The organism is Ruegeria sp. BHSC026 (assembly GCF_059613065.1).
Genome location: NZ_JBXWRV010000003.1, coordinates 66,553 through 88,585, shown reverse-complemented (window position 1 = coordinate 88,585; position 22,033 = coordinate 66,553). Strand labels below are relative to the sequence as shown.

The following is a 22,033-nucleotide window of genomic DNA, read 5'->3' as shown; positions in this document are numbered from 1 at the left end:
GGGTCATGACTGATGACATGCAGCTGTTGATCGACCTGCACCTGCCCAACGACCGGCAAGGCCCCGGCAGCGACGCGGCAACGGAAATGGCGTTGAAGCTGGCGGGCATACAAGACGATCCCGGACTGAAGGTTGCCGACATTGGCTGCGGCACCGGAGCCGCGGCCTTCTGCCTTGCACGCCATCTCGGCGCATCGGTGACGGCAGTGGATTTCCTGCCGGAGTTTCTGGCCGAGTTAAACAGGCGTGCACAGGACTTGGGTCTGGCGGCCCGGGTTCAGACGCTTGAGGCGTCGATGGAGGACCTGCCCTTCGACGATGCCAGCCTTGACGTGATCTGGTCGGAAGGCGCGATCTACAACATGGGGTTCGAGAACGGCCTGAACGCTTGGCGTCGGTTCCTGAAACCCGGCGGTGTCCTGGCTGTGTCCGAGCTGACCTGGCTGACCGATCAACGCCCCGAACCGCTGACACGGCACTGGGATGCCGCCTATCCCGAAGTTGCGACCGCCGGACAGAAGATCCGCCAGATCGAGACGGCCGGTTATGAACCTGTCGGCTATTTCCCGCTGGGCACCGACTGCTGGATGGACAATTACTATCTCCCTCTTCAACGCAGCTTCCCTGCCTTCCTCGACCGGCATGGCAATTCCGAGCAGGCCAAAGCCATTGTCGATGCCGAACGGGCCGAGATCGACTTGTACGAAACCTATTCCGACTTTGTCAGCTATGGGTTCTACGTGGCGCGGCGTCTGCCGGACTGACCGCATCCGTCATGGCCCGCCGGTAAACCTCGATCATCCAGCCCAGCATGGTGGCGTTCAGGATGTGCCACATAAAATGCGTTCCCATCGGGATGCGGGCGCAAAGCGGAGCATCGAGCGCGCGGAAGGTGATCGACGCGATCAGGATCGCAGCTCCGACCGCCAGACCCCAGGCCACCTGCGGCCTGCGCGCGCGCAAAAGATACGCATAGATCAGGATCAGCAACGGCACCGGAGCATATGCGGCCGACCCGCCCAGGCCGGGAACCAGTTGAAACACCGGTATGGTCAACGCCGCATAGGGGATGAACAAGGGCGTCAGCGCCGCCGCCTTCGGCGTGGATAGCTGCCAGATGTCCCGGTTCACCGCGAAGATATAGACCAAGATGAACAGTAGAATCGGCGTCGTATCCGCCAGCGCGGCCCAGACTTGCGCATGGGTATGAAACAGATAGCTGCCAATGCCGATCACCGCCAGAATGGCGACCAGCAAGTTGGCCAACGGCAGACCCTGCCCCCGCACCCGCCGCCACATCACCCATGCCGCCAACAGAAAGGCCGCGTTGGACACGGCGTTTACGGGTTCGGCCCAATAGTCCGGCGACAGGCGCTCGCAATAGCCGTCGATTTCTCGCATCCAGTCCATGGATTTTTACATAGCCGATGCTAGGCTGGCCCTGAACCGGTTTCAGGAGGGTCTTTCATGAAAATCATCTGGTTGGGACATGGCAGCTTCCGAATTCAAGCGGCGGGACAAGTCCTGCTTATCGATCCCTGGCTGAGCGGCAACCCGATGCTGCCCGAGGATCAGCACGACGCAGCCATCCAAGGCGCCACGCATATCCTGCTGACCCACGCGCATTTCGACCACGTCGCCGACGTTCTGCCGCTGGCCAAACGCCTGAACATTCCGGTGGTGGGCCAATACGACGTCATGGCCCATTGGGCCGAGGCCGAAGGGATCGAGACCATCGGCTTCAACAAAGGCGGCCGGGTCGACCTGAACGGTGTCAAGGTCGACATGGTGCCGGCCTCGCACAGCTCGACCTTCGCCACACCCGATGGCCCGCGCGCCGGCGGGTCCGAGGTGGGGTTCATCCTGTCGGCTGATGGTCATACGGTCTATGTCTCGGGTGACACCACGATCATGGCCGACATGGAGTGGATCGGCGACTATTACAGACCGGATATCGGCATTCTGTCGGCGGGCGGCTATTTCACGATGGATATGAAAGCCGCCGCCTATGCCGCCCGGCGGTATTTCGACTTCAAGACGGTGATCCCCTGCCACTACCGGACCTTCCCGATCCTGGAACAATCCGCCAAGGACCTGGCGGATGGGCTGCCGGGCGTTACCGTCATCGAGCCCGAGGTCCTGCAGGAGATCGAGCTTTGACACCCGCGCTGGCCTTCTCGGCGGAAGAATACGCGGCGCGGCTGGCCAAGACCCGTTCCGCGATGGCCCAGCGGGGTGTCGAAACCCTGCTGGTTGCGGACCCGTCGAACATGGCCTGGCTGACAGGGTATGACGGCTGGAGCTTCTACGTCCCGCAGATGGTGATCGTCCCGCGCGACGGCGCGCCCCTGTGGTGGGGCCGGACGCAGGACAAGCCCGGCGCGGCGCAGACCACCTGGCTGGACCCCAACGACCTGCACGACTGGCCCGAAGAGCATGTGCAGCACCCCGACCATCACCCGGTCGAGTCGCTGGCATCGCTGCTGCGCGAGCGCGGCTGGACAACCCATCTGGGTGTCGAGATGGACAATTATTACTACTCGGCCGCCAGCCACCGGATCCTTGAGACCGCGTTCGGCCGCGATGCGCTGATCGACGCGACCGGGTTGGTGAACTGGCAGCGTGCGGTCAAAAGCGAGGCCGAGATCGCCTTGATGCGCAAGGCCGGGCAGTTGACCGCGCATATGCACGCAGTGCTGCGCGACGGGTTCCGCCCCGGGGTTCCCAAGAACGTGCTCGTGGCCGAGGTTCAGGCTGCGGGCATCGCCGGGCTGCCGGGTCTTGCGGGCGACTATCCCGCGATTGCGCCCATCGCGCCCTCGGGAGCCGAGGCCTCGGCCTCGCACATCACTTGGAACGACCGTCCGCTGAAACCGGGCGAGGCGACCTATTTCGAAATCTCGGGCTGCCATCGCCGTTATCACTGCCCGGCCAGCCGCAGCCTGTTTCTGGGTGACCCACCCGCCGATATCCGGCGCGCGGAAACCGCGATCCTGACCGCGATTGAGGACACGTTGGCCGCCGCCCGCCCCGGCGCCACCTGCGAAGAGATCGCCGCCTGCGTCTATGACAGCTTTGCCCGGGCCGGCTATGTCAAAGGCAATCGCACGGGCTATCCGGTGGGCCTGAGCTACCCCCCCGATTGGGGTGAGCGCACCATGAGCCTGCGCCCCGGCGACAGCACCGTTCTGCAGGATAACATGACCTTTCACCTGATGCCGGGTCTTTGGACCCCCGATTGGGGGCTGGCCATCACCGAAACCTTCGTGGTCACGCCGACGGGCGGGCAACCCTTGGCAGACATCCCCCGCGAACTGGTCGTGAAACCGGCCTGAGCGCGCCTCAGCCTTTGGGCCCGCCGCCACCGCGCTGCGCGGCAAAGAAATCGCGTAGCAACCGGGCGCAGTCCTCGGCCGCGATGCCGTCATAGACGTCCGGCCTGTGATGGGCCTGAGGGTGCGAGAACACCCGCGCCCCATGCGCCACGCCGCCCGATTTCGGATCGGCGGCCCCGTAGTAGATCCGCCGAATCCGCGCTGCCGCCAGCGCCGCGGCGCACATGGCGCAGGGTTCCAACGTGACATACAGGTCATGCCCCGTCAGACGCTCGGACCCGACGGCCCGGCAGGCGGCGCGCAGGGCCAGGATCTCGGCATGCGCGGTCGGGTCGTGCAACTCGCGCGTACGGTTGCCGTCTGCCGCGATGATCCGCCCATCCGGCGCGACGATCACCGCGCCCACCGGAACCTCGCCCCGATCACCCGCCGCGCGCGCCTGTTCCAGCGCCTTGTCCATGTGCGTTCTGAAGACCATGCCCCTGACTGCCCCAGAAACCCACCTTTCGCAAGCCGCGCCGATGCGCTATGCGCAGGGCATGAGCAACACCCCTCCTCCCGGCGACCGGATCGCCAAAGTGCTGGCTCGCGCCGGCATCGCCTCGCGCCGCGAGGCCGAACGCATGATCGAAGCGGGCCGCGTGACCGTGAACGGCAAAACCATCGACAGCCCGGCGCTAAACGTCACGCCCAACGACAGGATCACCGTCGACGGCAAGCCCGTGGCCGAGCCCGAACCCGCGCGTCTGTGGCTGTATCACAAGCCAACCGGTCTGGTGACCACGAACCGCGACGAAAAAGGCCGCCCCACGATCTTCGACAACCTGCCCGAGGGCATGCCCCGCGTCATGAGCGTTGGCCGGCTGGACCTGAATTCAGAGGGCCTGTTGCTGCTGACCAATGACGGGGCCATCAAGCGCAAGCTCGAGCTGCCCTCGACCGGCTGGCTGCGCAAATACCGGGTGCGGATCAACGGCCGCCCCAAGGACGAGGACTTTGCCCCCCTGCGCCAAGGTCTTGTGATCGAGGGCGAAAGGTTCCAGCCCATGACCGTGTCGCTGGACCGCCAGCAAGGTGCGAATGCATGGCTGACGATCGGACTGCGCGAGGGCAAGAACCGAGAAATCCGCCGCGCGATCGAAGACATCGGCTTTACCGTGAACCGGCTTTTGCGCGTGTCCTACGGACCGTTCCAGCTGGGCAATCTCAAACCCGGCGAGGTCGAGGAAATCCGTCGCCGCGTTCTACGCGACCAGCTGGGCCTGGAACCCGAAACCCCACCGGCTGCTGCGAAACGCTCAAGCCGCCCCCAAAGATCCCGCAGGCCGGGCGGCAAGAAATCACGCAATTGACGCGGGTTATCGAACCTTCCCCCTAGCGCCAAGCCCCTTGATACCCTAGGTTTTCAAGGGGACAACCGCAGTTGGAGGACGTCATGTCCGGGACCGGAGTGCAAAAAATGGCCTACGCGGCCCTGCTGGTGCTGTTGTTCGGCGTCTGTACCGGTTGGCTCGGGGGGCTCTGAAGCCATGGCCAAGCGATACGGCGGAAAGTTCAGCCCCGACGGCCAGTCCGACACCGACGCGCCCGCCCAGCGCGGGCAATACGATGGCGCCCGGGTGAACCCGGTCGGCGCACGCGCCAATGTCCTGTTCGTTCCGGCGATCCCTCTGGTCTTTTTGTCGCTCAACGACGGCGCGATCGGGATGACCCTGGGATTGCTCGCCGCCGGCATTCTGACCGCTGCAGCCTTTCTGCTGCGTGAAGGGCTGAAAGCCGAAGATGCCTACAACGCGCGCCGCACCGCGCGCCGCCCAGCCTTTCCCCGCAAGATCTTCTCGTCCGTTTTGACCGGGCTTGGGGTGGGTCTGGCCGCCTATCGCAACGACTATCTGGATGCCGAGGCCGCCAGCCAGGTCAGCCTCCTAGCGCCGATCTTGTTCGGCGGCGTGGCCACGGCCCTGCATTCCGTCGCCTTCGGCCTCGACCCGATGAAAAACAAGGGCATGGAGGGCGTGGACACCTATCAGCAAGACCGGGTTGCCCGCGTGGTCGAAGATGCCGAAGCGCATCTGAACCAGATGTCGGATGCCATCAAGCGGGCCGGCGACCGCAGGATCGAAGCCCGGGTCGAGCGGTTTCAAACCACCGCTCGCGATCTGTTCCGTACGGTCGAGGAGGATCCTCGCGATCTGGCCGGTGCCCGCAAATACCTGACCGTCTATCTGCAGGGAGCCCGCGATGCGACGATCAAGTTTGCCGATGTATATGCGCGCACCCGCGACCCGCAGGCTCTGTCCGATTACTCGGCGCTGCTGGACGACCTCGAGCAGAATTTCTCGGCCCGCACCCGAAAGATGCTATTGGATGACCGCAGTGATCTGACGGTCGAAATCGACGTGCTGCGCGAAAGGCTGCAGCGCGAAGGCGTCCGGCTGGACTGACCGGCCAAACCAAGAACAGGGAAGCTTCTCATGTCTGACGAAATCAAGAAAAAGGCGGCCGAGGCCGAAACGCTGGTTCAGGAAGTTGTGGCCGTCGCGTTGCCCGAGCCGAGTTCCGAGATCGTGCCTTTGGAAGAAGCCGACGAACCGGTCGGCGCCGAGATCCGCAAGCGCATGGCCGAGATCGACATGGGCGACACCAACTCGATCGTGTCCTTCGGGTCGGCTGCGCAGGCCGAGCTGCAGGAAATCAGCCAGGCCATGCTGGCTGACGTTCGCAACAAGGATGTCGGACCCGCCGGCGACAGCCTGCGCGACATCGTCACCACGATCCGTGGCTTTTCCGTGTCTGAACTGGACGTGCGCCGCGAGCGCAGTTGGTGGGAGAAACTGCTGGGCCGCGCCGCGCCTTTCGCGAAGTTCACCGCGCGCTACGAAGAGGTGCAGGATCAGATCGACCGGATCACCGACAACCTTCTGTCGCACGAACACACGCTGCTGAAGGACATCAAGTCGCTGGACCTGCTGTATGAAAAGACGCTGGATTTCTATGATGAACTGGCGCTGTACATCGCGGCCGGCGAAGAAAAGCTGACCGAACTGGACAGCCACGACATCCCGGAGAAAGAGGCCGAGGTGCAGGCCGCCCCGGAAGATCAGCAGGTGATGAAGGCGCAGGAACTGCGCGATCTGCGGGCCGCCCGCGACGATCTGGAACGCCGTGTGCATGACCTGAAGCTGACGCGGCAGGTGACGATGCAATCGCTGCCCTCGATCAGGCTGGTTCAGGAAAACGACAAGTCACTGGTGACCAAGATCAACTCGACCTTGGTGAACACCGTGCCGCTGTGGGAAACCCAGCTGGCGCAGGCGGTCACCATCCAGCGCAGCGCCGAGGCCGCAGCCGCCGTGCGCGACGCCAATGATCTGACGAACGAGTTGCTGACCTCGAACGCCGCAAACCTGCGCCAGTCGAACAAGATGATCCGCGAGGAAATGGAGCGCGGCGTGTTCGACATCGAAGCCGTCAAAAAGGCCAACGAGGATCTGATTGGCACGATCAATGAAAGCCTCGCCATCGCAGATGAGGGCAAAGCCCGCCGCGCCGCCGCCGAGCAAGAGCTGAAGAAAATGGAGGCGGAACTGCGCGACACGCTGGCCTCGGCCAAGGCCCGCAAAGACGGGTTGGGCGACACCGCCGGAACGGCCGTGCCGAAATAAGGGCTGCGCGCATGCGGATGAGGCATCTTCTTGGGCGCATCTGCGGCTTGGGCGCATTGCTGATCGTCGCCGGCTGCGACGATCAGCTCAAGACGTCGCTGGCGCCGCAGGCTCGACCCGAGGCTGCTCCATCCGCTGATGTCTACGTTGAACCTTCGGCCGCCAGCCGGGACCTGGCCCGCTACTACGAGCGGGTCGAGCGCGACCTGCTGACGCGCGGCCTGCTGCGCACCGACGGGGGCGGGCCGGATACCCCGTATGACGCCGACGATCTGGCGCGGAATTTCGAAACCATCGCGTTTTACAATGAGTATCCCGGCACCACTGTTTCGGCGGGCGGGCAACGCGTCGGTGGGCGCCTGAGCCGCTGGGCCAGCCCGGTCCGCGTTGCGGTCGAGTTCGGTCCCTCGGTTCCGCCACAGCGCCGCGCGGCGGACAGCGCCGATGTACAGGCCTTCTCGGCCCGGTTGGCGGCCCTGACCGGCCATCCCGTGTCCTCGGTCAGCCGCAACGGCAATTTCCACGTCTTCATCGCCGGTCAGGATGACACCGAATATGTGCAGGCCCGGCTGCGTCAGCTGATCCCCGGCATCGCGCAAGAACAACTGGATCTGTTCGCGGATCTGCCACGCTCGTTCTATTGTTTTGTCTTCGCCTCGGCCACGCGCGGGGCGCCGAACACCTATACGCGCGCCGTCGCCCTGGTGCGCGCCGAGCAACCCGACCTCATGCGTCTGAGCTGCATCCACGAGGAAATCGCCCAGGGGCTGGGGCTGCCCAATGACAGCCCCCGGGCGCGGCCTTCGATCTTCAATGATGACGACGAATTCGCCCTACTGACCAGCCATGACGAAAAGCTGCTGACGATGTTGTATGATCCGCGCCTGAAACCCGGCATGACCGCGCAAGAGGCCGCGCCGGTGGTGCGGATCATCGCCCGTGAATTGATGGGGCAGTCGCTTTGACCCCGATGACAGGAGAACCCAGATGGGAATTTTCGATTTTCTGACCGGAGAATTCATTGATGTCATTCATTGGGTGGACGACACCCGCGACACGATGGTCTGGCGGTTCGAGCGCGAGGGACACGAGATCAAGTATGGCGCCAAGCTGACCGTGCGCGAAGGCCAGGCGGCCGTATTCGTTCACGAGGGCCAGCTGGCCGACGTGTTCACGCCCGGCCTCTACATGCTTGAAACCAACAACATGCCGATCATGACGACGCTGCAGCACTGGGATCACGGGTTCCAGTCGCCGTTCAAGTCCGAGATCTATTTCGTGAACACGACCCGGTTCAACGACCTGAAATGGGGCACCAAGAACCCGATCATGCTGCGCGACCCCGAATTTGGCCCGACCCGGATCCGCGCCTATGGCACATACACGATCCGGGTCAAGGACCCGGCCCGTTTCCTGGTCGAGATCGTGGGCACCGATGGCGAGTTCACCATGGACGAGATCAGCTTTCAGATCCGCAACATCATCGTGCAGGAATTCAGCCGGGTGATCGCGGGGGCAGGCATCCCGGTTCTGGACATGGCCGCCAACACCGCCGATCTGGGCAAGCTGATCGCGGCCGAGGTCTCGCCGGTGCTGGACGGTTATGGGCTTGAGATGCCGGAATTCTACATCGAGAATATCTCGTTGCCGCCGGCGGTCGAGGCGGCGCTGGACAAGCGCACCTCGATGGGGCTGGCGGGGGATCTGGGCAAGTTCACCCAGTATTCGGCGGCCGAGGCGATGACGGCGGCCGCCAGCAACCCAAGCGGTGGCGGCGGTATGGGTGCTGGCCTTGGTATGGGAATGGGCATGGCGATGGCAAACCAGATGTCGAACATGGCAGCGGGTCGGCCTTCAGGCCCGTGGGGCGCGCCCGCGCCCGCTGCCCCGCAACCGGCCGCGCATGTGGCCCCGCCGCCTCCGCCTCCGGTCGAGCATGTGTGGCATATCGCGGTAGACGGTCAGACCAGCGGGCCGTTCTCGAAGGCCAAGATGGGCCGCATGGCCAGCGCGGGCGAGATTTCGCGGGACACCTTCGTGTGGACACCAGGTCAGGACGGATGGAAGAAAGCGGGCGAGGTACAGGAACTCGCGCAGCTTTTCACGATTCTGCCGCCTCCACCGCCCGAGGCATGAGGCATCGGCATGACCGCATCGCAGAAACGCTCGAAGACAGGCGGGCGCAAAGCGCCGCAGCCGCCGCAATTCATCTGCCCGTGCTGCGGTTATGTCACCCTGGCCGAGCGCGGGGCCTATCTGATTTGCGCGATCTGCTTTTGGGAGGACGAGGACATTCTGTACGACAAGAACCCCCGCGAACCCTCTGCCGCCAGCCACGGCCTGACGCTGGCCGAGGCGCGCGAGAATTTCAGGGCGATCGGGGCCTGCGAGGCCGCGATGCTGCCGCATGTCCTGCCCGAGGTGCAGCGCGCAGCCTATCTTCACTTTCCCGTCGACAACTGACCACCTATGACCCAGCCCCCTGCCCCACCACCCGGCTCTGCGGAACACCGTTTTCCATGTGACAATTGTGGCGCGGACTATCGCTTCGATCCGCAATCCGGCACGCTGACCTGTGACCATTGCGGCCATTCCGAACCGATCGGTGCTGGTCCTTGGGGAGGCGCCAGCCTGCGCGAGCTGGACTTCGACGCGGCCATCGCCGACCGCCTGCCCGACAGCGAGATCGAAGAGACGCGGGTTCTGACCTGCCCCAACTGCGCGGCGCAGGTCGAGTTCGACCCCAACACCCACGCCGCGGAATGCCCGTTCTGCGCCACCCCGGTCGTGACCGATACCGGCGTGAACCGGCACATCAAACCGCGCGGCGTACTGCCCTTTGCGCTTGACGAACGCGCCGCGCACAAGGCCATGAGCGACTGGCTGGGGCGACTGTGGTTCGCGCCGAACGGGCTCAAGGACTACGCCCGCAAAGGCCGCAGGATGCAGGGTATCTATGTGCCCTACTGGACGTTCGACGCCGATACGAAATCGGCCTATCGCGGCGAACGGGGCGTGGTCTATTACGAAACCCGGACCGTGATGCGTGACGGCAAGCGGGTGCAACAGCAGGTACCCAAGGTGCGCTGGACACCGAAATCCGGCCGGGTGGCCCGGTTCTTCGATGACGTGCTGGTGCTGGCCTCGCAATCCTTGCCCAAATCATACACCGACGCGCTGCAACCTTGGGACCTGCCCGCGCTGGAACCCTATCAGCCCGAGTACCTGGCCGGGTTCCGGGCCGAGGCCTATACGGTCGATTTGCAGCAAGGCTATCAGGAGGTCCGCGGCCACATGGCCCGCGTGATCGAGCGCGACGTCCGCTTTGACATCGGCGGCGACCGGCAGCGCATCCACGCGATCGAAACCGACATCCGCGATGTGACCTTCAAGCACATCCTGCTGCCCGTCTGGATGGCCGCCTACAAGTATCGCGGCCAGACCTATCGCTTTGTCGTCAACGGTCGCACCGGTCAGGTGCAGGGTGAACGGCCCTGGTCGGCGATCAAGATCACGATTGCGGTCGTCCTGGGCCTGCTGGCGGCAGCCGGCATCGGGTATCTGGTGGCGACCGGGCAGCAATGACCGCTGGGTTCCGCCGCCGAAAACTCTGCCGCGGAACCCCTTGAACATCCCCGGCTTCTCACCCATCCTGCCGCCGGCTGCCCCGGAGGAGAGGACGACGTGACCCTGGCCGATCTGAACACGCTTCTGACCGCGCGCCATTCCTGCCGCGCCTTCCGGCCCGATCCGGTGCCGCGGGGTGACATCGAACGGATCCTGACCAGCGCGGCCCGGGTGCCCAGCTGGTGCAACGCGCAGCCCTGGCAGGTGGTCGTGACCAGCGGCGCGGAAACGGATGCGTTCCGCAGCGCTTTGCGGGCCGAGGCCGAGACAGGCCAGGCGGAGCCCGACCTGCCCTTTCCGACCGGCTATTCCGGCGTCTATCAGGACCGGCGCCGGGCCTGCGGATGGGCCCTGTACCAGGCAGTAGGCGTAGAGAAGGGCGACCGCGCCGGATCGGCCCGGCAGATGATGGAAAACTTCAACCTGTTCGGCGCCCCGCATTGCGCCATCCTGTCCAGCCCGGCGGAACTCGGCCCCTATGGCGCGATGGATTGCGGCGGGTTTGTCACGGCTTTCACACTGGCGGCACAGGCCTTGGGCATCGCCACGATCCCGCAGGCGGCGGTGGCCGCCTATGGGCCGTTCTTGCACCGCTATTTCAACATCCCCGATAACCGGCTGATCCTGTGCGCGATTTCCTTCGGCTATCCGGATACCGACCATCCGGCCAACCAATTTCGGACCGAGCGCGCCACGCTGGACGAGTTCGTCACCTGGCGTGGGGCTTCGGCCGAGTGAGCGGAGTTTGAGAAAGACACCGATATGCGCGCATTGATACAAAGGGTGTCCGAGGCATCGGTCTCGGTCGAGGGGCAAGTCATCGGCCAGTGCGGGCCGGGGCTGCTGGTGCTGGTCTGCGCCATGCAGGGTGACGACGACACCCGCGCCGAGCAACTGGCGGCCAAGATTGCCAAGCTGCGGATCTTCAAGGATGACGCGGGCAAGATGAACCGGTCCGTGCTGGACATCGGCGGCTCGGTCCTTGTGGTAAGCCAGTTCACGTTGGCTGCCGACACCTCGCGCGGGAACCGCCCCGGATTTGCGGCGGCCGCCGATCCCGCAACCGGCGAACGCCTGTACGAGCACTTTGCCCACGCGCTGGCCGCGCTTGGCGTTCCGACCGAAACCGGGTCTTTCGGAGCGGATATGGCGGTGTCCCTGATCAATGACGGCCCGGTTACGATCTGGATGGACATGTGATGACGATGCAGGATCAGGCGATCGCGATCTGGAAGGCTGGCGTTGCCGCCGTTGACGGCTATGGCGCGGTCAAGGCGGCGCTGCCCGATGTTCCGCGCCCCGATCAGATTCTGGCGGTAGGCAAGGCCGCGGCGGCGATGATGAATGCAGCGCAGGATCATTTCGGCAAGACACCGGGCCTTGTGGTCACGAAAGACGGCCATGCCGAAGGGCTGCCGTCACATCTGCAGGTCATCGAAGCCTCTCACCCCGTGCCCGATGCCCGCAGCCTGAAGGGCGGCGAGGCTCTGCGCGCGGCGGTTCAGGCCATGGGTCCCGGCACGCATCTGTTGCTGCTGGTCTCGGGCGGTGCGTCCTCGCTGGCCGAGGATCTGGTACCGGGGGCCACCCTCGAAGATCTGGCGCGGCTGAACGCGCAGCTGCTGTCCGAGGGCCTGGACATCACCGCCATGAACGCCCGCCGGCGCGAGATGTCGCGGATCAAGGGCGGGGGCCTGCTGGCCGGTTTCGGCGGAGCGCGCGCGACGGTCCTGGCCATTTCGGACGTACCGGGGGACGACATCGGCGTCATCGGATCGGGCATCGGCGCCGTACCCGAAGCCCCTCAATTCGAAGCCAGAGTCGAGATCATTGCCTCGAACGCCCATGCGCGCCGCGCCGCAGCCTACGCGGCACGTGCCGCCGGTCTAGACGTTTTGGCCGAGGAAGAGGCCCTGCACGACGACTATCTGTCCGTCGCCGCAGATATCGGGGCGCGGCTGCGCCAGATGCCGCCGGGCGCGATGATCTTTGGCGGAGAGCCGACGGTCGTCCTGCCCGAAAACCCGGGCCGAGGCGGACGCAACCAGGCGCTGGCCCTGGCGCTGGCGCGCGAGATTCAGGGATGCGAGGGGCTGTGTGTCGTGGTCGGTGGAACCGACGGCACCGACGGGCCGACCGATGCGGCCGGCGGTGTCGTGACCGGCGCGACATGGGCCAATGGGGCGGACAAGGCCTTGCGCGAGGCCGATGCGGGGACGTTCCTTGAGCGAGCCGGCGCTCTGCTGGTGACCGGCCCCACGGGAACCAATGTCATGGATCTGCTTGTCGCAACGAAGGAATGAATTGACGCTTTTCCTCGCACACCATCCGCCGAACCGCCTGAGACTGGGCACATGACTCAGGCGAAGAACTCACTGGCCGAGATCGAAGAGGTTCCGGATCAGGGCATCATTCTGTCGGACGGCTGCCGCCTGTCGGCGCGGATCTGGCGGCCTGTCGATGCGCCGCAGCACCCGGTGCCCGCCATTCTGGAATACCTGCCTTATCGCAAGCGCGACGGCACGACGGCGCGCGATGCCCTGACCCATCCTTGGTTTGCCAAACGTGGATACGCCTGCATCCGCGTCGACATGCGCGGCAACGGCGACAGCCAGGGACTGATGGAGGATGAATACACCCAGCAGGAACTGGACGACGCCGTCGAAGTGATCGAATGGCTGGCCCAACAGCCCTGGTGCAGCGGCGCGGTCGGGATGATGGGGATCAGCTGGGGCGGCTTCAACGCGCTGCAAGTGGCGGCGCTGCAACCCGCGCCGTTGAATGCCATCATCACCCTGTGTTCGACCGCCGACCGCTATGCCGATGACATCCACTACAAGGGCGGCTGCTTGCTGAACGAGAACTTGGGCTGGGGTGCGACCATGTGGTCGTACTCGTCCCGCCCGCCCGACCCCGCGTTGCGTGACGACTGGCGCGAGATGTGGTTGCAGCGGTTGAAGGCAGAACCCTTCCTGCCCTCGGTCTGGCTGCGGCACCAGACCCGCGATGCCTATTGGCGACATGGGTCTGTCTGCGAAGACCCCGGAGCGATCCGCGCCGCGACGCTGGCGGTGGGCGGCTGGGGCGATGCCTACAAGAACACGGTGCCCTGGCTGGTCGAGAACCTGGCCGCGCCCGTCAAAGGCATCGTCGGCCCCTGGGTGCATAAGTATCCGCATTTTGCCGTGCCCGAACCACGCATCGGCTTCCTGCAAGAGGCGCTGCGCTGGTGGGACCGCTGGTTGAAGGGCGAAGAGACCGGCGTCGAACAGGACCCGGCCTATCGCGCCTATCTGATGGATGGCGTGCGCCCGGCGCGCTGGTATGCCGAGCGCCCGGGCCATTGGATCACCGAGGATGACGGCGCTACGTCCCTCCTGCCGACCGTCACCCTGCCCCTTTCCGATTCAGGGCTGGGTGTGGACGGACCGCTGAATGCCCGCGTCCGCTCGCCCCATCACTGCGGGATGGATGGCGGCGAGTATTGCGCCATCTGGCTGGGTCCCGACATGCCCGGTGACCAGCGGGCAGATGACGCGCTGTCCGCCTGTTTCGACACCGCGCCACTGGCCGAAGACATGAAACTGGTCGGCGCGCCGCGCATCCGGTTGACACTTGCCGCCGACCGGCCCCAGGCACAGATCGCCGTGCGCCTGAACCATGTGCACCCGGATGGCGCCTCGACCCGGATCACCTATGGCGTGCTGAACCTGGCCCACCGGGACAGCCATGCCGACCCGCGCCCGCTGAAACCCGGAGAGCCTTGCGACATCGCGCTGGATCTCGACCACATCGCCTATCGTGTGCCCAAGGGGCACCGCTTGCGCATCGCGATCTCGAGCGCGTACTGGCCGTTGATCTGGCCCACGCCCGAAACCGCCGAACTGCACCTGAGCGGCGGTAACCTGACCTTGCCCCTTCGCCCCCGGGCCAATGGCGATGAATGCGTCTTTCCGCCGCCCGACGCTGAGACCGCATGGCAGGTCCGCCACCTGCGTCCTTCCAACCACGCCCGCCGCGTCGAAACGGACATGACCACCGGCCTGATCCACTTGGTCATCGAGGACGATTTCGGACTGGTCCAGGATGCCGACCACGGTCTGATCAGCGGCGGCACCGCGCACGAGAAATGGACCATCCACCCCGACGATCCCCTCTCTGCGCGCGGCGATTGCGCCTGGGTGCAGGAGCTGGAACGCGACGCGCTGCGCCTACGCACCGAGGCGCGCTGCGAGATGTGGGCGGACCTGACCCATTTTCACCTGCGGGCGACGCTCGACGCGTTCGAGAATGATACGCCCATCTTTTCAAAATCACTGGAGGACAGCATCCCGCGCTATCAGATGTGATGGACAGGCCCCCGCGGCACCCGAGATTTGACCTTGCCCGGTGGCGTGAAATGCGCGAACGTTGACTCATGCGTCAATAAAAAGCCCCCAACGGGCGAAAAACTCAAGCAACTGGGAGTAACTTGAATGAACGAACAACTCACTCACATGGCCAGCCAGGTGACCGCCGGGAAACTGACCCGCCGCGAATTCATGGGCAAGGCAGCCGCACTGGGCGTGTCGGCGGCCATGGCCAGCACCATCTTTGCGGATGCCGCCCGCGCCGCCGGCCCCAAGAAGGGCGGCGACCTCAAGCTGGGCCTGCAGGGCGGTGAATCCACAAACTCACTGGATCCGGCCACCTATGCCAGTTCGGTTCCGTTCCAGAACGGCAAGCAGTTCGGTGACCAACTGGTCGAAGTCGCCCCTGACGGCACGATCGAGCCGCGCCTTGCCGAAAGCGTTGAAGGCAGCGCCGATGCAAAGGTTTGGACGTTCAAACTGCGTCAGGGGGTCGAGTTCCACAACGGCAAGACCATGACCAGCGAAGACGTGCTGAAAACGATGCAGCGCCACTCGAACGAAGATTCGAAGTCGGGCGCATTGGGCATCATGAAAGGCATCGAGTCGATGAAGGCCGATGGCGAGTATTTTCAGGTCACCCTGAACGAGCCGAACGCCGATCTTCCCTACCTGATGGCCGACTACCACCTGATCATCCAGCCGGACGGCGGAATGGACAACCCGGGCGCAGGTATCGGCACCGGTCCGTACAAGCTGGAAGCGGACGAACCCGGTGTGCGCCACCTTTTCTCCAAATTCGAGAACCATTGGAACCCGGATTTCGGCAACTTTGACAGCGTCGAAGTGGTGGTCATCAACGATGCCACGGCCCGGACGGCTGCGCTGCAGTCAGGTCAGGTCCATGCGATCAACCGGGTTGAGCCCAAGGTTGCCGACCTCTTGGGTCGTGCGCCCAATCTGACCGTACATTCCACGGCAGGTCGCGGCCACTACGTGTTCATCATGCATTGTGACACGGCGCCGTTCGACAGCAACGAACTGCGGACTGCTCTGAAATACGCGATCAACCGCGAAGAGCTGGTCGAGAAGGTACTGCGCGGCTATGGCTCGGTCGGGAACGACATGCCGATCAACGCAGCATACCCACTGTTCGATGAGACGATCCCGCAGCGTGAGTTCAGCGTCGAAAAAGCAGCCGAACACTACAAGAAGTCCGGCCATGACGGGTCGCCCATCATTTTGCGTGTGGCCGACGGAGCCTTCCCTGGCGCCGTGGATGCCGCAGCCCTGTTCCAGCAGACCGCCCAGCAGGCCGGGATCCCGCTTGAGATCAAGCGCGAGCCGAATGATGGCTACTGGTCCGAAGTTTGGAACGTTCAGCCTTTCTGCGCGTCCTACTGGGGCGGCCGTCCGGTGCAGGACCAGATGTACGCAACTGCCTATCTGTCCACCGCCGACTGGAACGACACCCGGTTCAAGGTCAAAGAGTTCGACGACCTGCTGTTTGCCGCGCGTGCCGAGCTGGACCCGGCAAAGCGCAAGGCAATCTACAGCCAGATGGGTATGATGGTCCGTGACCAGGGCGGCCTGATCTGCCCGATGTTCAACGACTTTGTCGAAGGCATCAGCAACCAGCTGGATGGCTGGGAAACTGATCCGACCCAAGAGATGATGAACGGCAACATGTCCCGCAAGATGTGGTTCGTCTAACTCGGATCGACAGGTATGCATCCTATCATCAAACTGGTTTCCCAGCGCCTGGCGCTGGGATTCCTCTTGCTGTTTGGCGCTTCGGCCCTGATTTTCGGGTTGACCGAGGCCCTACCCGGAGACGCCGCGCAAGCCGTCCTGGGGCAGTCCGCCACCCCTGAATCCCTTGCCAACCTGCGTGAGGAGATGGGGCTGAACCGTCCCGCCTTGACCCGGTATTTCGAATGGCTTGGCGGAATTGTCCAAGGTGACATGGGCACGTCCCTGACCAACAAGCTGGACATCGCCGAGTCGGTCAGCAACCGATTGGGCAATACGTTGTTTCTTGCCTTCTGGGCGGCCATCGTCTCGGTGCCCCTTGCAATTTTCCTTGGCCTCGTCGCGGTCCGCTATCGCAACCGCTGGCCCGACAAGCTGATCTCGGCCGTCACCCTGACGACGATCTCGATCCCCGAGTTCCTGATCGGCTATGTCTTGGTCTATTTCGTGGCAGTCAAACTGGGCATGTTCTCGCCGCTGGCGATGATCAATGACAGCATGTCCTTTTGGCAGAAACTGAACTCGATCGCGCTGCCCGTCATCGTGCTGACCATGGTGGTTCTGGCACACATGATGCGCATGACCCGCGCCGCGATCCTGAACGTGATGCAGTCGGCCTATGTCGAAACGGCCGAACTGAAGGGCCTGAGCAACTTCAAGGTCATCTGGCGCCATGCCTTCCCGAACGCCATCGCCCCCATCGTGAACGTGGTGATGCTGAACCTGGCCTATCTGGTCGTGGGTGTGGTCGTCGTCGAGGTGGTGTTCGTCTATCCCGGCATGGGGCAGTACCTTGTGGACCATGTGACCAAGCGCGACGTGCCGGTGGTTCTGGCCTGCGGGGTCATCTTTGCCGCAATCTATATCGGGCTAAACATGGTTGCCGACATCGTCGCGATCCTGGCCAACCCAAGGCTGAGGCACCCGAAATGAAGAACATCCCAATCTCTGCAATGATCGGGCTGGCCTTCACCGCCCTGTATTTCATTATCGCCGTCTTTGCACCCTTCCTGGCGCCCTACGGCATGGCCGAGGTTGTGGGCGACGTATGGGAACCCTCGAGTTCGGAATTCTGGCTGGGCACCGACAATATCGGCCGCGACCTTCTCAGCCGCATGATCTATGGCGGGCGCACCACGATCTTCATCGCTACCGCCGCCACCATCCTCAGCTTCGTCACCGGTTCGATCCTGGGATTTCTGGCCGCCGTACTGGGGGGCTGGGCTGATCAGGTGATGTCGCGGACCGTGGACCTGATCATGTCGATCCCGTCGCTAATCACCGCGCTGGTGGTTCTGGCCATGGTCCCGGTCACCATCCCGGTTCTGATCGTGGTCATGGGCCTGCTGGACGCCACCCGCGTCTATCGTCTGGCCCGGGCCGTGGCCGTTGACATCGAGGTCATGGACTATGTCGAGGCCGCCAAGCTGCGCGGAGAGGGCCGCGGCTGGATCATCTTCCGCGAGATCCTGCCCAACGCGCTGTCACCGCTGGTGGCCGAACTGGGCCTGCGCTTCATCTTCATGGTGCTGTTCGTCTCGACACTGTCGTTCCTGGGCCTGGGCGTTCAGCCACCGCTGGCCGATTGGGGCGGCATCGTGAAAGAAAACAAGGACGGCATCGTCTATGGCATTGGCGCGGCGCTGTACCCGGCGGTGGCCATCGCAACGCTGGCCATCTCGGTCAACCTGGTGGCCGACTGGATCCTGAACCGCACCACATCGCTGAAAGGAGGCCGGGGATGAGCGATACCCTTCTCAAGGTCCGTGACCTCAAGATTGGCGCAACCGTCTATCCGCCGGGCGAAAAGCCCCGCGACATCGAAATCGTGCACGGGGTCAGCTTTGACCTCGAGCGCGGCAAGGTGCTGGGGCTGATCGGGGAATCCGGTGCGGGGAAGTCGACCATCGGATTGGCCTCGATGGCCTATGGCCGGGGCGGCGTGAAAATCACCGGCGGTGAGGTCTGGGTGAACGGACGCGACATCCTCAAGACGTCGCTCTCGGATATCCGCAAACTACGCGGCGGCGAGGTGACCTATGTGTCGCAATCGGCGGCAGCGTCCTTCAACCCGGCCAAGAAGATCATGGATCAGGTGGTCGAAGCTGCGGTCGAGCAGAAGAAGTTCGGCCGCAAAGAGGCCGAAGCCCGCGCGCGTGAGCTGTTCGCCAAGCTGGGCCTTCCCGACCCGGACAACATCGGCAACCGCTATCCGCACCAGGTCTCTGGTGGGCAGTTGCAGCGTTGCATGACGGCGCTGGCGCTGTGCCCCGAGCCGGATCTGGTGGTGTTCGACGAACCCACAACCGCGCTCGACGTGACCACGCAGATCGATGTTCTGATGGCGATCAAGGATGCGATCCGCGACACGGGTGTGGCCGCGCTGTACATCACCCACGATCTGGCGGTCGTGGCGCAGGTCAGCGATGACATCATGGTGCTGCGCATGGGCGACACGGTCGAATACGGCACCACCGACCAGATCATCAACAACCCGCAGGAAGAATACACCAAGGCGTTGGTCTCGGTCCGTTCGATCGAACACGAGGAAAAACAGCCCACGCCCGAACCCGTGTTGCAGGTCGATGGCATTACGGCCCGCTACAAGGGGCTGAACTTCGACGTGCTGCACAACGTCAATGTCGAGCTTCATCCGGGGCAGACGCTGGCGGTCGTGGGGGAATCGGGGTCTGGGAAATCCACGCTGGCCCGGGTGATCACCGGCCTGCTGCCCCCGCGCGACGGCGAGATCACCTTTGCCGGGCGCAAGCTCAGCCCCGATCTGGCCGGACGCTCGCGCGAGGACCTGCGCGAGTTGCAGATGATTTACCAGATGGCCGATGTTGCGATGAACCCGCGCCAGACGGTGGGTACCATTATCGGCCGGCCGCTCGAGTTCTACTTCAACATGCGCGGCGCCGAGAAGCATAAGCGCATCATCGAACTGTTGGACGAGATCGAACTGGGCGAAGGTTTCATCGATCGCTATCCGGCGGAGCTGTCAGGAGGTCAGAAGCAGCGTGTGTGCATTGCCCGCGCGCTGGCGGCCAAGCCCAAGATGATCATCTGTGACGAGGTCACATCGGCGCTGGATCCACTGGTGGCGGACGGCATCCTCAAGCTGTTGCTGGACCTGCAGAAGATCGAGGACGTGGCCTATCTGTTCATCACCCATGATCTGGCGACGGTACGCGCGATCAGCGACGGCATCGCCGTGATGTATCAGGGGCGCGTGGTGCGCTATGGACCCAAATCACAGGTGCTGAGCCCGCCGTTCGACGATTACACCGATCTGTTGCTCAGCTCGGTGCCGGAAATGCATCTGGGCTGGCTGGAAGAGGTCGTGGCCCACCGCAAGATGGAGAGCGCCGGCAACTGAGCCGATGGCTGTGCAAGCCGACAAAACACTCTGAAATCCCGACACTTTGTTTCTATCGAAGTGTCGGGATTTTCTCATTCCAGGCGGGAACAGGCAGCCTTGGCTGACCGAATCTCCTAGGGTGGGCCAAATAAGTGATCCAATACGAGGGCAATGCGATGGACCGCAAGCTTCTGCTCATCATTCTCGACGGGGTTCCCTGGCGCAATTTCCGCCGGCTATTCGGCAACCTCGAGGGCTGGGTCGACAGCGGCGAGGCGCGGGTTTGGAAGCTGCGTTCGGTGCTGCCGTCGATTTCGGCCAGCTGCTATGCCTCGATCCACACCGGCGTGACACCGCAGGAACACGGCTGCACCGGAAACGGCAACGTGTTCCGGCTGGACCACAAAGACATCTTCAGCCAGGTGCGCGAGGCCGGCGGCGTGACCGGGGCCGTTACCCACAGCTTCTGGTCGCAATTCTTCAACCGCCACCCTTTCGACTATGTGCGCGACATCGAATATGACGAACCGGACAGCCCCACCATCAACCACGGCCGCTTCCACTCGATGACGGGCTATGGCAAAGCCAACCAGATGACGCCGTCCGATGTCGACCTGTTTGCGACCCTGACCAACCTGTGCCTGCGGTTCGGGCTGGATTACGGCATTCTCCATACCTGTACGCTCGACAGCATGGGCCACCGGTTCTACCACGACTGTGAAGAGATGGATCACGCCTGCTTTGTCATAGACGAAATGCTGGCCCCATTCATCCCTCGCTGGCGGCAGTTGGGATACGAGGTGATCGTGACCGCCGATCACGGTCAGGACGAGCGCGGCCACCACGGCGGGCGCAGCCCCCTACAGCAGGAAACGGCGCTGTACTACTTCGGCGATGCCGAAGGCCCCGATGCGGAAACGGTCATTGACCAGTTGCAGTTGGCGCCCACGGTTCTGACCCGCATGGGCGCTCCGGTGGCCGAGACGATGAAGGCCAAGCCATTCCTGCGCTGAGCGCCGTCAGTCGTAGTTCCACAACCCCTGCCCCAACGCCTCGACCGCGATCGAGATCCGTTCGAAGCTGTCGGCGGCGCGGGTCACCGAATGGCGGGCGCGCAGGTAGCCATGCACGAGGCCGGCTTCGTTGATCCAATGCGCCTGCCCACCGGCGGCGGTGATTTTGGCGCAGTACGCGGCACCGTCATCGCGTAGCGGGTCACAGTCGGCGGTTACCACCACCGTCGGCGGCAGCCCGGAAAAGTCGGTATCGTGCAGTGGGGCGAATTTGGGGTCATGTTCCGGGACGGCGCCGCCACACCGGACTTTTTCATAGAACAGAACCTCGTCGCGCGTCAGCATCGGCGCGTGGGCGTGTTCGATATACGATCCCTGGTTCGGGTCGCCACCCAAACCGGGATAGATCAGAACCTGCCCCAAGATGTTCCCAATCCGCCCGCGCGCATGATGGGCGACGGCTGCGGCCAGGTTTCCGCCCGCGCTGTCCCCGGCCAGAACCAGCGGGTCGCCGAATTCGGATTGCACCCAGTTCGCCGCGGTCCAGCAATCCTCGAACTGCGCCGGATGAATATGTTCAGGACACAGCCGGTAGTCGACCGCCACCACCCGATAGCCGGTTTGGGCGCACAGTTCGGCGCAGACGTCATCGTGGCTGTCCAGCCCGCCCACGACGAACCCGCCGCCATGCATGTAGACGACGGTTCGGGTTGGATCGCCGCAGAAATAGACGCGCACCCCAACCCCATCGGCCGAACTGTCCCGTGTTTCGACACCCGGTGGACGCGGCTGCCGAAACGCGCGGCACATGTCGTCGTAGACGCGGCGCTGGTCCTCGATGGACCGCTCCACCGCGTCTTCGGGATAGCTTTCGGCGGTGCGCCGGATGAACGCCCAGGTCTCCTCGTCGATCAGACGTTCATAGTCCATT

22 protein-coding genes are annotated in these 22,033 nt (G+C 63.9%); 19 read left to right on the top strand and 3 right to left on the bottom strand.

What is annotated here, in order from left to right; translation table 11 throughout:
- Positions 1-5: 5 nt before the first annotated feature.
- Positions 6-764: a class I SAM-dependent methyltransferase gene (locus tag AC2FME_RS04870; RefSeq protein ID WP_496799799.1), complete on the top strand. Its 759-nt coding sequence runs from the start codon at positions 6-8 to the stop codon at positions 762-764.
- On the opposite strand, the gene AC2FME_RS04865 is transcribed toward AC2FME_RS04870, so the two are convergent.
- Positions 724-1,410 carry a ceramidase domain-containing protein gene (locus AC2FME_RS04865; protein ID WP_496795655.1) on the bottom strand — a complete coding sequence of 229 codons (687 nt, stop codon included), beginning with the start codon at positions 1,408-1,410 and terminating at the stop codon, positions 724-726. The genes AC2FME_RS04870 and AC2FME_RS04865 overlap by 41 nt on opposite strands.
- A gap of 57 nt (positions 1,411-1,467) precedes the next feature.
- Here AC2FME_RS04865 and AC2FME_RS04860 point away from each other — a divergent pair, with 57 nt between their 5' ends.
- Together AC2FME_RS04860 and AC2FME_RS04855 are read left to right on the top strand one after the other, a co-directional pair.
- The gene (locus tag AC2FME_RS04860; RefSeq protein ID WP_496799798.1) at positions 1,468-2,160 is read left to right on the top strand and encodes a metal-dependent hydrolase; all 693 of its coding nucleotides are present in this window, start codon (positions 1,468-1,470) and stop codon (positions 2,158-2,160) included.
- Positions 2,157-3,335, top strand: coding sequence for a M24 family metallopeptidase (locus tag AC2FME_RS04855; protein WP_496799797.1), 1,179 nt, complete (start codon positions 2,157-2,159; stop codon positions 3,333-3,335). Before AC2FME_RS04860 ends, AC2FME_RS04855 begins: the two co-directional genes overlap by 4 nt.
- A gap of 7 nt (positions 3,336-3,342) precedes the next feature.
- Here AC2FME_RS04855 and AC2FME_RS04850 read toward each other — a convergent pair whose 3' ends face one another.
- A complete protein-coding gene (locus AC2FME_RS04850; protein WP_170340737.1) occupies positions 3,343-3,813 on the bottom strand; it encodes a nucleoside deaminase in 471 nt (156 codons plus the stop codon).
- Here AC2FME_RS04850 and AC2FME_RS04845 point away from each other — a divergent pair.
- The 16 genes from AC2FME_RS04845 to AC2FME_RS04770 all read left to right on the top strand — a co-directional run bounded on the left by AC2FME_RS04845 (position 3,812) and on the right by AC2FME_RS04770 (position 21,102).
- A complete protein-coding gene (locus AC2FME_RS04845; RefSeq protein WP_496685835.1) occupies positions 3,812-4,687 on the top strand; it encodes a pseudouridine synthase in 876 nt (291 codons plus the stop codon). The genes AC2FME_RS04850 and AC2FME_RS04845 overlap by 2 nt on opposite strands.
- 177 nt (positions 4,688-4,864) lie before the next feature.
- Positions 4,865-5,779, top strand: coding sequence for a 5-bromo-4-chloroindolyl phosphate hydrolysis family protein (locus tag AC2FME_RS04840; RefSeq protein WP_496685832.1), 915 nt, complete (start codon positions 4,865-4,867; stop codon positions 5,777-5,779).
- A gap of 30 nt (positions 5,780-5,809) precedes the next feature.
- Positions 5,810-7,000, top strand: coding sequence for a toxic anion resistance protein (locus tag AC2FME_RS04835; protein WP_496683541.1), 1,191 nt, complete (start codon positions 5,810-5,812; stop codon positions 6,998-7,000).
- 11 nt (positions 7,001-7,011) lie between these two features.
- Positions 7,012-7,965, top strand: coding sequence for a DUF2927 domain-containing protein (locus AC2FME_RS04830; RefSeq protein ID WP_496799796.1), 954 nt, complete (start codon positions 7,012-7,014; stop codon positions 7,963-7,965).
- 22 nt (positions 7,966-7,987) lie between these two features.
- Complete coding sequence (locus AC2FME_RS04825; RefSeq protein WP_496741088.1) at positions 7,988-9,136, top strand: SPFH domain-containing protein; 1,149 nt, start codon at positions 7,988-7,990, stop codon at positions 9,134-9,136.
- Positions 9,137-9,145: 9 nt separating this feature from the next.
- Entirely contained in the window at positions 9,146-9,463 is a 318-nt protein-coding gene (locus AC2FME_RS04820) for a CPCC family cysteine-rich protein (protein ID WP_496799795.1), read from the top strand.
- 6 nt (positions 9,464-9,469) lie between these two features.
- Complete coding sequence (locus AC2FME_RS04815) at positions 9,470-10,585, top strand: TFIIB-type zinc ribbon-containing protein (RefSeq protein WP_496799794.1); 1,116 nt, start codon at positions 9,470-9,472, stop codon at positions 10,583-10,585.
- Positions 10,586-10,684: 99 nt separating this feature from the next.
- A complete protein-coding gene (locus tag AC2FME_RS04810) occupies positions 10,685-11,365 on the top strand; it encodes a nitroreductase (RefSeq protein ID WP_496683554.1) in 681 nt (226 codons plus the stop codon).
- 24 nt (positions 11,366-11,389) lie between these two features.
- Positions 11,390-11,827 (top strand): D-aminoacyl-tRNA deacylase, encoded by a 438-nt coding sequence (dtd, locus tag AC2FME_RS04805; RefSeq protein ID WP_496799793.1) that lies wholly within the window; start codon positions 11,390-11,392, stop codon positions 11,825-11,827.
- Positions 11,827-12,930 (top strand): glycerate kinase type-2 family protein, encoded by a 1,104-nt coding sequence (locus tag AC2FME_RS04800; RefSeq protein WP_496799792.1) that lies wholly within the window; start codon positions 11,827-11,829, stop codon positions 12,928-12,930. The genes dtd and AC2FME_RS04800 overlap by 1 nt, the downstream gene beginning before the upstream one ends.
- A 51-nt stretch (positions 12,931-12,981) precedes the next feature.
- Positions 12,982-14,976 (top strand): CocE/NonD family hydrolase, encoded by a 1,995-nt coding sequence (locus AC2FME_RS04795; RefSeq protein ID WP_496799791.1) that lies wholly within the window; start codon positions 12,982-12,984, stop codon positions 14,974-14,976.
- 126 nt (positions 14,977-15,102) lie between these two features.
- Positions 15,103-16,689 (top strand): ABC transporter substrate-binding protein, encoded by a 1,587-nt coding sequence (locus AC2FME_RS04790; RefSeq protein WP_496799790.1) that lies wholly within the window; start codon positions 15,103-15,105, stop codon positions 16,687-16,689.
- 15 nt (positions 16,690-16,704) lie between these two features.
- Complete coding sequence (locus AC2FME_RS04785) at positions 16,705-17,661, top strand: ABC transporter permease (RefSeq protein ID WP_496683567.1); 957 nt, start codon at positions 16,705-16,707, stop codon at positions 17,659-17,661.
- Complete coding sequence (locus tag AC2FME_RS04780; RefSeq protein ID WP_170340710.1) at positions 17,658-18,473, top strand: ABC transporter permease; 816 nt, start codon at positions 17,658-17,660, stop codon at positions 18,471-18,473. The genes AC2FME_RS04785 and AC2FME_RS04780 overlap by 4 nt, the downstream gene beginning before the upstream one ends.
- Positions 18,470-20,107: an ABC transporter ATP-binding protein gene (locus AC2FME_RS04775; RefSeq protein WP_496799789.1), complete on the top strand. Its 1,638-nt coding sequence runs from the start codon at positions 18,470-18,472 to the stop codon at positions 20,105-20,107. The genes AC2FME_RS04780 and AC2FME_RS04775 overlap by 4 nt, the downstream gene beginning before the upstream one ends.
- A 158-nt stretch (positions 20,108-20,265) precedes the next feature.
- Entirely contained in the window at positions 20,266-21,102 is an 837-nt protein-coding gene (locus tag AC2FME_RS04770; protein ID WP_496799926.1) for an alkaline phosphatase family protein, read from the top strand.
- A gap of 6 nt (positions 21,103-21,108) precedes the next feature.
- Here the strand turns inward: AC2FME_RS04770 and AC2FME_RS04765 are convergent, their stop codons facing one another.
- A complete protein-coding gene (locus AC2FME_RS04765; protein WP_496683577.1) occupies positions 21,109-22,032 on the bottom strand; it encodes an alpha/beta hydrolase in 924 nt (307 codons plus the stop codon).
- Position 22,033: the final 1 nt, after the last annotated feature.

Bases quoted from the DNA above. Each gene is read 5' to 3' on its own strand.
- AC2FME_RS04775 (WP_496799789.1), top strand. From the start codon at position 18,470: ATGAGCGATACCCTTCTCAAGGTCCGTGACCTCAAGATTGGCGCAACC.
- dtd (WP_496799793.1), top strand. From the start codon at position 11,390: ATGCGCGCATTGATACAAAGGGTGTCCGAGGCATCGGTCTCGGTCGAG.
- AC2FME_RS04790 (WP_496799790.1), top strand. From the start codon at position 15,103: ATGAACGAACAACTCACTCACATGGCCAGCCAGGTGACCGCCGGGAAA.
- AC2FME_RS04795 (WP_496799791.1), top strand. From the start codon at position 12,982: ATGACTCAGGCGAAGAACTCACTGGCCGAGATCGAAGAGGTTCCGGAT.
- AC2FME_RS04815 (WP_496799794.1), top strand. From the start codon at position 9,470: ATGACCCAGCCCCCTGCCCCACCACCCGGCTCTGCGGAACACCGTTTT.
- AC2FME_RS04835 (WP_496683541.1), top strand. From the start codon at position 5,810: ATGTCTGACGAAATCAAGAAAAAGGCGGCCGAGGCCGAAACGCTGGTT.
- AC2FME_RS04865 (WP_496795655.1), bottom strand. From the start codon at position 1,410: ATGGACTGGATGCGAGAAATCGACGGCTATTGCGAGCGCCTGTCGCCG.
- AC2FME_RS04845 (WP_496685835.1), top strand. From the start codon at position 3,812: ATGCCCCTGACTGCCCCAGAAACCCACCTTTCGCAAGCCGCGCCGATG.
- AC2FME_RS04840 (WP_496685832.1), top strand. From the start codon at position 4,865: ATGGCCAAGCGATACGGCGGAAAGTTCAGCCCCGACGGCCAGTCCGAC.
- AC2FME_RS04825 (WP_496741088.1), top strand. From the start codon at position 7,988: ATGGGAATTTTCGATTTTCTGACCGGAGAATTCATTGATGTCATTCAT.
- AC2FME_RS04860 (WP_496799798.1), top strand. From the start codon at position 1,468: ATGAAAATCATCTGGTTGGGACATGGCAGCTTCCGAATTCAAGCGGCG.
- AC2FME_RS04770 (WP_496799926.1), top strand. From the start codon at position 20,266: ATGGACCGCAAGCTTCTGCTCATCATTCTCGACGGGGTTCCCTGGCGC.
- AC2FME_RS04870 (WP_496799799.1), top strand. From the start codon at position 6: ATGACTGATGACATGCAGCTGTTGATCGACCTGCACCTGCCCAACGAC.
- AC2FME_RS04820 (WP_496799795.1), top strand. From the start codon at position 9,146: ATGACCGCATCGCAGAAACGCTCGAAGACAGGCGGGCGCAAAGCGCCG.
- AC2FME_RS04785 (WP_496683567.1), top strand. From the start codon at position 16,705: ATGCATCCTATCATCAAACTGGTTTCCCAGCGCCTGGCGCTGGGATTC.
- AC2FME_RS04850 (WP_170340737.1), bottom strand. From the start codon at position 3,813: ATGGTCTTCAGAACGCACATGGACAAGGCGCTGGAACAGGCGCGCGCG.
- AC2FME_RS04765 (WP_496683577.1), bottom strand. From the start codon at position 22,032: ATGGACTATGAACGTCTGATCGACGAGGAGACCTGGGCGTTCATCCGG.
- AC2FME_RS04800 (WP_496799792.1), top strand. From the start codon at position 11,827: ATGACGATGCAGGATCAGGCGATCGCGATCTGGAAGGCTGGCGTTGCC.
- AC2FME_RS04830 (WP_496799796.1), top strand. From the start codon at position 7,012: ATGCGGATGAGGCATCTTCTTGGGCGCATCTGCGGCTTGGGCGCATTG.
- AC2FME_RS04780 (WP_170340710.1), top strand. From the start codon at position 17,658: ATGAAGAACATCCCAATCTCTGCAATGATCGGGCTGGCCTTCACCGCC.